The 12,251-nt window shown below is 42.4% G+C and carries 9 protein-coding genes; 2 read left to right on the forward strand and 7 right to left on the reverse strand.

The features are described from left to right. Positions 1–387: 387 nt before the first annotated feature. Positions 388–1,800: a nitrogenase iron-molybdenum cofactor biosynthesis protein NifE gene (nifE, locus tag GNF10_RS30345; RefSeq protein ID WP_185585765.1), complete on the forward strand. Its 1,413-nt coding sequence runs from the start codon at positions 388–390 to the stop codon at positions 1,798–1,800. 238 nt (positions 1,801–2,038) lie between these two features. Here the strand turns inward: nifE and GNF10_RS30350 are convergent, their stop codons facing one another. Then, a complete protein-coding gene (locus tag GNF10_RS30350) occupies positions 2,039–3,310 on the reverse strand; it encodes an MFS transporter (protein WP_185585766.1) in 1,272 nt (423 codons plus the stop codon). Between the two features lie 328 nt (positions 3,311–3,638). Here GNF10_RS30350 and GNF10_RS30355 point away from each other — a divergent pair, with 328 nt between their 5' ends. Then, on the forward strand, positions 3,639–4,151 hold the full coding sequence (locus tag GNF10_RS30355) for a TauD/TfdA family dioxygenase (protein WP_260446044.1): 513 nt from the start codon (positions 3,639–3,641) through the stop codon (positions 4,149–4,151). Here GNF10_RS30355 and GNF10_RS30360 read toward each other — a convergent pair. The 6 genes from GNF10_RS30360 to GNF10_RS30385 form a co-directional block, all read right to left on the reverse strand. Next, the gene (locus GNF10_RS30360; protein ID WP_185585767.1) at positions 4,142–4,324 is read right to left on the reverse strand and encodes a hypothetical protein; all 183 of its coding nucleotides are present in this window, start codon (positions 4,322–4,324) and stop codon (positions 4,142–4,144) included. The genes GNF10_RS30355 and GNF10_RS30360 overlap by 10 nt on opposite strands. Beyond that, a complete protein-coding gene (locus GNF10_RS30365) occupies positions 4,299–4,628 on the reverse strand; it encodes a DUF3854 domain-containing protein (RefSeq protein ID WP_311774240.1) in 330 nt (109 codons plus the stop codon). Before GNF10_RS30365 ends, GNF10_RS30360 begins: the two co-directional genes overlap by 26 nt. A gap of 187 nt (positions 4,629–4,815) precedes the next feature. Further along, positions 4,816–7,692: an NHLP bacteriocin export ABC transporter permease/ATPase subunit gene (locus GNF10_RS30370; RefSeq protein ID WP_185585768.1), complete on the reverse strand. Its 2,877-nt coding sequence runs from the start codon at positions 7,690–7,692 to the stop codon at positions 4,816–4,818. A 148-nt stretch (positions 7,693–7,840) separates the two neighbouring features. Then, positions 7,841–10,120, reverse strand: a complete 2,280-nt coding sequence (locus GNF10_RS30375) for an NHLP family bacteriocin export ABC transporter peptidase/permease/ATPase subunit (protein ID WP_185585769.1) — start codon at positions 10,118–10,120, stop codon at positions 7,841–7,843. After that, on the reverse strand, positions 10,107–11,552 hold the full coding sequence (locus GNF10_RS30380; RefSeq protein ID WP_185585770.1) for an NHLP bacteriocin system secretion protein: 1,446 nt from the start codon (positions 11,550–11,552) through the stop codon (positions 10,107–10,109). The genes GNF10_RS30375 and GNF10_RS30380 overlap by 14 nt, the downstream gene beginning before the upstream one ends. Positions 11,553–11,877: 325 nt before the next feature. Next, positions 11,878–12,129 carry a bacteriocin gene (locus GNF10_RS30385; protein ID WP_185607326.1) on the reverse strand — a complete coding sequence of 84 codons (252 nt, stop codon included), beginning with the start codon at positions 12,127–12,129 and terminating at the stop codon, positions 11,878–11,880. Between the last annotated feature and the right edge of the window lie 122 nt (positions 12,130–12,251).

Raw genomic sequence — 12,251 nt, forward strand, 5'->3', positions numbered from 1 at the left:
ATTATTAGCTATACTAATATTTAGATAAGCTAACACTAGCAAAAAAAATTATAGTGTTTATCGTCTGAGTGAGTTACATCTCGTTGCGGTGAGGGGCTACAGGCGAAGGTGTAACTCATGCGAGGGCTGCCATAACAAGCCTTTCTAAAAAGACAGGATGCATCAGAGGAGTTGCTTGTTTTATCTGAAATGCTAGTGCATCAATTGCTGTTTTTTGTAATTTCTCAGAAATCAGTCTCAATAAACTTTGTCTACCAGCATCTATAAAGACGAGTGGAGACTAGGCAGCAAAATTGGTAAGTAAGAAAATAGGAGATAGAGAAAAAATAATACTCTTAACTCCTCATTTTTGGCTGTTTTGTATTTATTTTTAGCACGAGGAAAAGCATGAAAAACACTCAAGTAACAATTAACGAACTACTTAGTGAAACACCTTGCAAATCTAACCAGAAAAAATTTACTGGTCAGAAAAAACTCACTTGCACAAAACCACCACAACCAGGTTCAACCCAAGGAAATTGCCCTTTTGATGGAGCGATGGTTTCTGTCGGAGCTATTACTGATGCTGTTCATTTAGTACATGGTGCTGTTTCTTGTACTCACAATCCTTGGGCAACTCATGGCAGCCTATCATCAGGCTCACAATTATACCAAACTGCTTTTACTACTGACTTTAGTGAAGGTAATATCGTTTTTGGTGGAGAAAAGAAACTGTACAAAGCGATTGTGGCTGTTGCTCAACGCTATCATCCTGCCGCTATTTTTGTTTATGCTACTTGCCTGTCTGCTTTGATTGGTGATGATATTGATAGTGTTTGCCAATTTGCTACACAACAAGTTAATATCCCAGTCATCTATGTAAATGCGCCTGGATTTCTTGGTAGTAAAAATTTAGGGAATCGCATCGGTAATGAAACTTTATTGAATGCTGTCATTGGTACAGCCGAACCGGAATTTACTACACCATTCGATATTAATATTGTTGGTGACTATAATGTTGCCGGGGAAACGTGGAATATCTTACCATTATTCCAAAAAATGGGGATTCGCGTTCTTTCTAAAATTACAGGTGATGCTCGTTATCAAGAAGTTTGCTATGCTCATCGCGCCAAATTAAATGTAGTGCTTTGCTCAAATGTAGCTATACAAATGGCGCAAACTATGGCGGAATGCTATGGAATTCCTTATATTGAAGAATCCTTCTATGGTGCTACCAACTTAAACGATTGCTTGCGAAATGTTCCAACCAAATTAAGTATATCCTTGGGAGATAGTGTTATTGCCTATGAACTGCAAGAACGTACAGAAAAGTTAATTGCTCAAGAAAATGCTGCTCTAGATATTGCTTTAGCTCCTTACCTTGCTGATTTAAAAGGCAAGCGGATTATTCTTTCTACTGGTGGTGTGAAAAGTTGGTCGCTTATTTTAGCAGCCCAAGATTTGGGAATGGAAGTTATTGCAGCTACAGATGGCAAAACAACAGAAGAGGAGAAAGCTAAAATTAAACAATATCTTGGTGCAGATGCAATGCTTTTGTCTGATACAACTCCCCAGGCTTTATTAAAGGTATTACACCAAACAAAAGCTGATATATTGATTACTGGGACTGGCAATAAATATACAGCACTCAAAACGGGAATTCCTTTTTTAGACATTAACCATGAACGTCACCATGCTTATGCTGGCTATGCAGGTTTGGTGGTACTAGCACGCGAACTACATGAAGCCTTGTATAGTCCTATATGGGAGCAACTTAGCAAACCTGCTCCTTGGGATGAAAAAATCAGCTATCAGCTATAAGTCAATACGGTTTAGTTAAGGCTTAACTCTTTGTCAAATTCAATTTTTTAACGAACCGCAAAGGACGCAAAGAACGCAAAGGAGGAGGAGGAAGAAATACTTAACTGAACTGTATTGAGCTATACCCCTCTTCTGCCAAGTTGATGTAATTGATCGTCTTCCACTACACTTTTAAGGTGTGGTGGAAGATGCTTGTTTTCCAAATATCTGCTTTGTTGTACAAAGAGAAGCGACTTGTTCACCGAGCAATCCAACGGCTTACTGCTGGCAATTGTGCAGAGAACCAGAACGCACCTAAAATAATCAGACTACCACAGACAATCAAGGCATTAGTCGCACCAAAATTATCTGCCAAAGTCCCAGCTAACAAATTTCCAAAGGGCATTGTACCCACCATTGCTAGGGCGTAAAAACTCATTACCCGTCCGCGCTTATCCTCGGTAACTAAGGTTTGAATAATCATATTACTACTGGTAATGTTGAGGATAGAAAAGCAGCCTACAAATACCAGAATAATTATAGATAGCCAAACTTGACGCGAGAGTGAAAAGAATATCAAACTCATCCCAATCAAAACTTGAGCGACTACAATCAAACGCTCTAAGCCTACAATCCCTCGTCTGACACTCAGATACAAACAAGCAAACAACGAGCCAATCGGTGCTGAAGTGCTGAGGTGAGCCATTGTTGTTGCGTTCCCATTGAGAATCTTTGCTGCAAAAACAGGCATGAGCGCGACATGAGACATCCCGACGAAACCATGTAACGCTAGCATTAATAAAATTACTCTAATTGGCTGGAATTTCCAGACATATTCAAAGCCCTCCCGCAATTTCTCCAAAGTATCGCTAATGCCCGTAAGGGGTTGCATCTGTCTGGCTGGCAGCCGCATCGCTAGCAAGGTAAATATGGCAGGAATATAGCTGAGGGTATCGTAAAGAAAACAATATTTTACCCCTAGTGTAGCAATCAAAATCCCGCCCATAGCAGGCCCCACGACGAGAGAGGAACTTAACATTACTGAATTCAAGGCGATCGCATTACTCCAATCAGCGCGATCGCCTACGGTTTCGGTGACGATTGTATGGCGCACGGGCATATCTAATCCCTTGAGCAAACCATTGAAAGCACTCAGTACCAAGAGGATAGGAAAGGTAATCCAATTGGTAAAGGTGAGAATTGTTAAAGCCAGAGAAACGCTAATTCCCAATATCTGCACCACCATTAACAAGTCACGACGACTCCAGCGATCGGACAATATGCCCGAAAAGGGAATCACTAATAACGTAGGTAAAAATTGTACAAACCCTGCAACTCCCAACAACCAAGGCGATTGAGTCAAATCGTATACCAACCAAGGAATAGTTAACTGCTGGGTCATAAATGTTCCAGACATTGACAGTAACTGTCCCCCGAAAAACAGGCGAAAGTTACGCCAGCGCAAGGCGGGTAAATGGTGGTACGTGATATTACTGATGCTTTCCCCTAGTTGTCTATGCCAAATTTTCATGAGGAAAATTTTATCATGGTTTACTAATAATTAGATTAACTAAGAATTATCAAATAATCGCGTAGTTTACTACCCAGGCATTGCTGATCTGTTTGAGCTAAGGCTTTTGCACATTGGCATCGAATCACTATAGAAGAGGATTGGTTTGTAAAAACCTAGGAAATTACTATTTAGCAACTACATACTACGATAAATTTATCGGAATAGTGCATGATAGTTTCAGTTATGCTCCCAGCATGGGAATGTTGCTAGCAGAGTATCGGCAAAATTCCCAAGGAAATAGGCGAGTGTGAACACCTCCCGATAGATCAAACTCTGGAGAATCCTAATGGGCTACAAACATATAGAAGTTAAACAGGTAGCTGGTTTCATCGGTGCAGAAATCGGTGGCGTAGACCTTTCCCGCTCTCTTTCTGAGGATCAAGTCCAAGAAATTCGCAAAGCGCTATTGAAGTGGAAAGTTGTGTTCTTTCGTGGTCAGAACATTGATCATGCTGCCCAGGTCGAGTTCACATCTCGTTTTGGCGAAGTGACTTTCGCCCATCCCCTGGGAGAGCCTGAACCAGTTCCGGGATTTCCCCAGATCAAACCTGTAGACCGTAGACTCTATGAAAAGCAATATGGTTTTCGCACTGGCGGCCCTTGGCACACAGATGTAACGGCGGCGATCAACCCACCAGCAGCGTCAATTTTACGCGCAGTTAATGTCCCTAGTTTCGGTGGTGACACCCAGTGGAGTAATCTTGTTGCCGCTTATGAGGGACTCTCAGCACCTTTGCGATCGCTAGCAGATATATTAAAAGCGGAACATCGCTTCAATGGAGGCGGTTATCAAATGTGACGGTCAACAGTTTCCCGGAGGCGTGCCAACATCTGACGCACGGAGTTAACCAGCTGCAATCCCTGGAAAATCCCCCAAACACCATCAAAATGTCCTCGAATATCGATAGATACTCCAGTTTCAAAACTTGGAGAAGCGATAACTAAATCATACTGGGTGAGAATTTCGTTCAAGTGAGCGATACAGCCGAAAGCCGATGTTAACCTGTCTTCCTTGTGTTGCAAAATGTTTCAAGTCGGGAATCAGGGATGGTTTACCAATGGTAGTACCGTACTCATCATGGGGTGTACGGTATCCAGCGTTGACACAGGGGATAGCGATCGCTGCATAACCAGCAGTCAGTAATGCTCCCGCTTTTTTGACACCTTCTACAATTGTGACTGGTACATTATGCTGCAAAACCCAATGCCAGAAGCCCCCAGGATGTTGTAAGTCCTCTTCAGTAATAGGGATACCGCAACGTAGGGAAACTTTCACCCAAATGCGATTCGAGACTAGGAGGAAGCTGGAAATTTATATGGTTTAAGAAACTGGGTGAACATGGACTTAAACAAAGTAAAAACGAATTGAGATAAGCTGCTGAATCGAATGTAAAGTGCTATCGCAGATACCAACGAATTCAAGGATTTCTTATTTTCCTTTGGGTAGAGTGATAGGAAGAGGGTTACGCCATTTGCCGAGCCATCAACTGGGCAAATAGCCCCTCAACAGCAGCTAGTTCCTGAAAAGTCCCTTGTTGTACAACCCGACCTCCTTGGAGTACATAAATGCGGTGAGCATTGCGAATGGTACTAAGTCGGTGAGCGATCGCAATTCTGGTAACTTGTAAGTTATCTAAACTTTCACTGACAATCGCTTGGGTTCTGTTATCGAGGGCACTTGTCGCTTCATCGAATAACAAAATGCGGGGTTTTAATGCCAGAGCGCGGGCAATTAACAACCGTTGTCGTTGTCCTCCAGAAAGATTACCGCCTCCTTCACTCACGACAGTATGCATTTGCATTGGCATGGTGGTGATATCCTCAGCAAATCCTGACATTCGCGCCGCCTCCCAAGCTTCATCTAAAGTAATCTGAGCGCCGCCTGCAATATTCTCGAAAATGGAAGCTGAACTGAGCTGACCATTTTGTAAAACAACGCCTAACTGTCGGCGTACTGCATACACGTCTAACCCAGATAAGTCTTGACCATCATAGTAGATGCTACCTGCAATTGGAGTTTCAAATCCCAGTAGTAATCTCAAAATAGTTGACTTCCCGCTACCTGAACCACCTATTAAAGCAATAAACTCCCCAGGAGCAGCAGAGATACTCACATCATCTAGCGTTAGAGGCCCATCACTGCGATAGCGAAAAGTAATATGTTCTAAAGTAATATTACCAATCAGCCTGCCAGGATCAGCTTTGCACAGATCCACTTCTGGTATAGCCGAGAGAATAGGCTGGGTGCGTTGCCATTGGGGAATGACTTGCAAGATTTCTGTAACTGTATTGCTTAAGTCTGTGGTTCCCTTAGTAAAGTTACTAAAGGCTGCGTTGAAAGCGAGGAAAGTCCCAAGGGATAGTTCAATAGCTCCTGAAGTTGGAGGATTTTCCAGGAGCCTAATAGTAAACCAGAAAAGAACTCCCGAAGTTAGTATAGGCATTACTGTATTGAAAAGCACGACAGCATCTTCAATCTGTTGTGTACTAAGTTCTAGCTTAATTTGTCGAGTATAGTTTTTACTCCAAGCGGCAAATGCACGTTCTTGTGCCCCAGCAATATGTAGTTTAGAAATGCCATTGATTAACTGTACTGTCTGGCCAAAAATACTACCCCGGATTTCGAGCAACGGACGCACCTTGGTTAACAGCAGCACACCAGAGAGTGTGGTGAAAGCGATCGCAACTACCGCAGTTGCAACGGCGATGAGAGCTAATTTGTAGTTGTAATAAAATAACTGTCCCAAGTAAAACAGTGCAAACAAACTGGTAATCAAATTGATCAGAGTCCTACCACTGAGTTGGCGACGAATTGTACTTACCGATGTGATTCGGGAGAGCAGATCCCCGGTTGTGTATTCTCGGAAAAAGGACACTGGCAAGTTTAGCAACCGATCCCAGACCCCAGCTTGTGTGGAAGCATCCCCAGCCGATTCCATCCGCAACAGAGCAAACCCCTGTGCTAATTGAAATAAAGCTGTACCCAAAGCTGCAACAAGCAAACCTAAGCCGATTTGCAGTAATAAGCCGCGATCGCTATCGGGGATTGCATTATCTATAATAATTGACGTAGCATAAGGTGTGATCATCCCTAGCAGAGTCACCGCAATGCCACTAAATACAATTGCCAACAGACTTTGGCTATGTCCTTGAAGTGTGAACTTGAATATATCAATAGCTTGGAGTGCTTTATCCGGCAAAGAGCGATAAAACATATAAGCAACGGGAGCCAGGGTTGCAGCTATCTGTTCATCCACTCTGATACGGGTACGTTCAACCGGGTCAAAAATTTCATAACGAGTTGCAGACATCGGCAGTAGTGCGACTGGGCGGTTATCTTGGGTGTAGGCGATTATTGGGCCAGAATCCTTTTCCCACCAGTTATCTCGCAATAGCACCCGCCGCATCCGAATGCGTGAAGCTCGCACAATTGCTTCTAAAGGTTCCTTAAGCCGCTTGAGGTTTTCTGAACGAGATGGGGGACGAATTTTTATCCCCATTGCTCTACCTACAGCACCAGCCGCCACCAGTAAAGGAGTTCCTTCTAAAAAAAAGTCCCCGTCTTGGGAATTCAAAGTTGATACTAACTCTCCTATTGCTTCCGCCGTGACTTGACGATTTAGGCGTTGGCGATCGTGCAACCGGATTAGTTCTGCTTGTGCTTCTTGTTCATCTATAATATTGATGCATTGCAAAAGTTGACTATGTAACTGAGATAATCCAGCCAGAAGTGTATCTGGATTTTGAAATTCGCTGGTAGTGTTAGTTGTAAGTTGAACTCCCTCCACGGCTTCCAACCACATTTTGTTAGTGAGGGGAAAAGTTGCAGTGGTTGTCGTTAAGGTGACTTCCTCAAACCCTAGAAAGCGGACAGTTCCTTGGTGAAGTTGTACCCAACAGGTGACACCTGCTTCTGGTTGGAAAGTCTGATTATTGTTCAAGGAAAATCGTACTTGTTTCTTAGCCTTCACCTGAATTTTTGGCATAGTCACTTGGGAGAATAAACCACCAAGTTGCAACAGCCAAGTTTCTATCCAAGCTAGAGCAATTGCATCTGCATTGGCTACTAACTCCCGAAAGCATTCTTGATGCACTTGTAGTAATTCTGTCTCTCCAATTGGAACTGCTAAAATCTGATGTTGTTGATTAGCAGTTCCGAAAAGTGCTTCACCTTGATTAATACTGCATAAATAACGGCGAGTTCCTTCGATAACATCATGTTTGAGTGTGACAGCAAACAAAGCCATAGAGCCAGACTGAACCACCCAAACTCTAGATGGGTCATTCAGTAGAATCGGTTCATTGCCATTAATTATGTAAATCTGACCGTGTATTAGCATTTTAGAGTGGAGAGAAATCAATTCAAAATTTAAAATTCTTTGTGCAGCGTCTCTCTCGTAGAGAAGAAAAAGACTCAGACAGATGTAGCTTTAGCTAATTTGGTATTCATCCAGTTCAAAGGTCGATTCATCCGTCAATACGAACCCCTCATTTTTCCACCGCTTCCCCTTCAGTGCGAATTAACCGCGAATATACACCGTCAATTTGCCACAATTCTTGGTGAGTGCCTTGTTGTACAACCTTTCCGTGTTCTAGAACAATAATTTGATCGCAATCGCGGATTGTGCTTAATCGGTGAGCGACAATTATGCAGGTGCATCCCCGGCGGCGGAGATTTTGGTCAATGATTTGTTCTGTTTCTGCATCTAAAGCGCTAGTGGCTTCATCCATGACGAGTATCGAAGGATTATTCACTAAAGCACGAGCGATTTCTAAGCGTTGTCGCTGACCGCCACTTAAATTAGCAGCACCTTCTATGAGTTCAGCATCAAATCCTCCAGACATAGAGAGAATTACATCAGCGATCGCAGCATCAAGGCATGCCCGCATCAGGTTTTTATCTGGTACAGTAGTATCCCAGAGGGTCAAATTATCCCGAACTGTACCGCCAAAGAGCAAAATTTCCTGCTCCACCATTGCCACAGAATTTGTAAGCAATTGTTGGTGAATCTGATTTCTAGATTTACCATCAAAGCAAACTTCTCCCGCCCAAGATTCATAAAGTCCGCTTACCAGTTTGGCAATAGTAGATTTCCCAGAACCGCTTCCACCAACCAAAGCTACTCGCTGTCCCGGCTTAATTGTGAGGTTAAAATTTTCAATTAATGGCGCTTCCAGACGGCTATAACCAAAAGTGATATTCCGCAACTCCACATACCCCTGCAATTTCGGAAGAAGATAAGGAGATGAGGGAGACAAGGAAGAATTTACTTCCCCTGCTTCCTCTGCTTGCCTTGCTCCCCTGCTCCCCTGCTCCCCAATGGGATTATCCAGCACATCATCGAGGCGAATTAAATTCCCCTCTAGTTCTTGGAGAGTAGTACCAAAGTTCACGAGATTGTTAACAGGTTCCTGGAAACCTAACATTAAACCTTGAAAGGCGATAAGCATTCCGATGCTGAGATGTCCATCCATTACCCGTAAGCCACCAACTACCAACAAAAACATTGAAGAAAGAGCGGATAAGAGCGTGGGTAATACAGAGAATGTCTGGTTTGTTACTCCTAATTCCTGCTGAGAATTGAGAGCTTTGGTGTAATAACCCGACCACCGTGAAAAGAAATCTGACTCTAACCCAGATGCCTTAAGTGTTTCGATACTTTGAAGCGCAGCAATGGATAACCCAGCCGCTTTACCATACTCTTGTATCAATCTTTGATTAGCATCTACCCGTTGTCGGGAAATCCACTGCAAGGTGAAGACGTTGACAGCAGCAAAGCTGACCACCATCAAGGTTAGTACCCAGTCATATTGCACCATGACTAAGGCATAAAAAACCACCATGAAAGTATCAATGATTGTAGTTGCCAAGCGTCCTGCTAGAACATCAGCAACTTGGTCATTAAGAGTAGTCCGGTTACTAATTTCTCCAGCAAATCTTTGAGCATAAAAGCTAACAGGTAGCCGCAGGATATGCCAGAGAAAACGGCTGGACATACCTACACCCAGTTTGATTTTTAGACGGCGCAGATAGCGCAACCGTAGTAATGTTAGAGATCCTTGGAGTATAGCAGCGATCGCCATACCCACAAGCAAAGGATGCAGCCATAATTGTCGCCCCTGCACCAAGATGTCATCTACAAACACCTGGCTAAACACGGGTACTACCAACCCAACCACCGTTAAGAAAAATCCCGCAACTAAAGAGTAAACTAAAGCATCTCCAGCACCCTGTAGCCGTGACCACAGAGATAAAATCATACTGGGTTTACGACCACCTTTAGTAAACTTCGCCCCTGGTTCCATCACCAGCACTATTCCCGTATACCCCTCGTCAAATTCCTGTAGAGATACATGACGCGGCCCCGTAGCGGGGTCATTGAGATAAACTCGCTCATTGCGAAATCCCTCTACCACAATGAAGTGGTTGAAGTTCCAAAAAACAATATAGGGAAGACGCAATTCTTGCAGTTGCTTGAGTTCTTTCTTAAACCCTTTAGCTTCTAGTCCATAACTTCTAGCAGCTTTGAGCATATTAGATGCTTTACTGCCATCGCGCGAAACTCCACAATCTCGCCGCAGTTGTGGCAGTGGTACAATGCGATCGTAGTAACCCAGAATAATTCCCAAAGCCGCAGCACCACATTCCACAGCTTCCATTTGCAAAACCGTAGGTGTTTTTACCCGGATACTTCGGCGTGGCAGTAATGTTTGTAAATACTGCCAAGGATTAAAAGGTGTTACTAAAGTAGATTTAGTAGATACCACTGACCGACCTCAAGATAGGTAAAACGAAAGTGATAGGAGCGCGTTCTTCCACGTTGACTCGCACAACAGTAGTAGTTCCCGAAGAAATTTTCAGGTGTGGCCCGATGGAGGAAGACCACTTGTAGCCGCTAGGTGTGTTGGTATCTAAATCGAGGTCAGAGAATACTTGTATTAGTCCTTGTTGTTGAGATAGTAAACCTTCTAGCACTTCTGAATTGCCCACCTCATTAGCGGCTGCTTCTTTAGTAATGGGAAAGCGTGAGATGCTGGTAACATTACCCACAATGCCACCAAAGCGTTCCCGCTTCACTGTTTGAGGAGTAATTTGTATTTTCATCCCTGGCTGAATTTTCTTACCATCAGCAACAGGAAAATAGGTAACGCCAACCAGCTTACTTTTAGGATTTTCCGCCTCAATAGTTGCGAGGCGAGTTCCGGCGCTAACAACTTGTCCTGGTGTCAGCGTGATTTCTAAAATGCGTCCGCTATATTGACTAATAATTTGGCTGTTATCGACTAATTGCGCTGCTAATTGAGCAATTTGTCGCTTAACTTCTTGAATCTCTTTTTTTCGGGTAGTGACATTTTCTAGGTCTTGTTGAGCCACAGAAGCTTGTTTACTATCCAATTCTTTCAACTGAGCTTGCAAGCCAGAAATCGTACTCAAGTTTTCCCGGTAATCTTTTTCAGTTTGAGCCGTTTTTACATCGAGTTCTTTCAACTGATTTTGAATGTCAGAGATTTTTTCCAGGTTTTGCAAATATTCTTGTTCAGCCGTGAGTGCTTCATCACCAGAAATCGCCCCTTCTTTTTTGAATAGCTGTTTGCGGATTTCCATTCTCTGGAGTAAAACAGCATTCAAAGCTTGGGCTTGCTTGAAACGCTGTTCTAAACCTTGGCGTTGCTGTCCAATAGAGGTATTGCCTTTGTTTTTTAAAAGGGGCGTTATGGCTCTTAGTTCCACTATACGTTGCTGGAGGTAGTGGCTTTGTTGTTGTTGCGATCGTTTTTCTTGTTCCAGTCTTTGCCCTTGTAGCGAACCAACTGCCTGGTCTTGCGATTCTAATTCCATTAATTTAGCTTGTTGCTGTTGCAATTGCTTGCGGAGTTCAGCTTGGTCAATTGTCGCCAGTACTTGCCCCTTTTTGACGACATCCCCAACTTTAATATTGAAAGTCATTAACTGTCCAGCACTTTTTGATTGCAGTTGCACAACATTGCTGGGGTAAATTAGTACACCCTGACCTTCGACAGTAATGGGGATGCGACCGTAAATACTCCAGATAACGGCTACTCCCACCACCGAACCCAAGGACACAAGAGGTAGCCAACTTCTGGGGCTGACTACCTGCATCAGTTGGTCAAGTCTTTCAGGAGAAGAGAGACGCTCTAAGGATTCTTTGCGAAATAGGCTGCGCTTCTGATTTAACATTTACATTTTTTTATCAAAACAAGTTTAGTTGTTATTAACTATTCTCAGGAAATACACTTAGAAAAATAAAATATTTTTATCACTAAAGCACAATTCAGTAGTTAGATAATGTTTTTAATTTTTCATAAAAAATCCTAATCTACCAATATTTATTGGTCATATTAACTTTAAAAGTTTATTGAATATATAGGAATCCTTAAGCAAGGATCTTCTCTTAATAACACAAACTACAAGTATATATATTGAGTATGTGCCAATACTTAATCAATTTGAGAAGAATTCACTTAAGGATAATACAAAATATTTGATGTTTAGTTAATCATCACTACGAAATTGTAAGACTAATATTTAGTGATATTTTGCCTCCAGATACATTTTCTAATTCATTGTCAGATAACTCTTGCTCATTATGGTCTTCTGCAACAATAATCTGTACGTCAGCAGGAAGAAAATCCAATCCAGCTCGTTCAAGAGCAACTCTAGGATTGTTGATTAAATCTTGTTTGAATGACTCATCTTCTTGAGCCAAGGTAGTCAGTTTTGCTTCAATTTCTTGTTTGGTCATTGTTGTAGACATTTGTATTTCCTTAGAGTTTCAATTTGAAACTTATTTGTATACTTAAACAGTAAAAGACATCAAATAAAATAACAATGCACAATTTTTAACTAAGACTCACTTTTTTTTAGATTATTTATATT

It is taken from the genome of Nostoc sp. UCD121, from assembly GCF_014222285.1.
GTDB lineage: Bacteria > Cyanobacteriota > Cyanobacteriia > Cyanobacteriales > Nostocaceae > Nostoc.

Excerpts from the sequence above, each read along its gene's own strand:
- nifE (WP_185585765.1), top strand. The coding sequence starts at position 388 with ATGAAAAACACTCAAGTAACAATTAACGAACTACTTAGTGAAACACCT.
- GNF10_RS30370 (WP_185585768.1), bottom strand. The coding sequence starts at position 7,692 with ATGCTAATACACGGTCAGATTTACATAATTAATGGCAATGAACCGATT.
- GNF10_RS30350 (WP_185585766.1), bottom strand. The coding sequence starts at position 3,310 with ATGAAAATTTGGCATAGACAACTAGGGGAAAGCATCAGTAATATCACG.
- GNF10_RS30385 (WP_185607326.1), bottom strand. The coding sequence starts at position 12,129 with ATGTCTACAACAATGACCAAACAAGAAATTGAAGCAAAACTGACTACC.
- GNF10_RS30380 (WP_185585770.1), bottom strand. The coding sequence starts at position 11,552 with ATGTTAAATCAGAAGCGCAGCCTATTTCGCAAAGAATCCTTAGAGCGT.
- GNF10_RS30355 (WP_260446044.1), top strand. The coding sequence starts at position 3,639 with ATGGGCTACAAACATATAGAAGTTAAACAGGTAGCTGGTTTCATCGGT.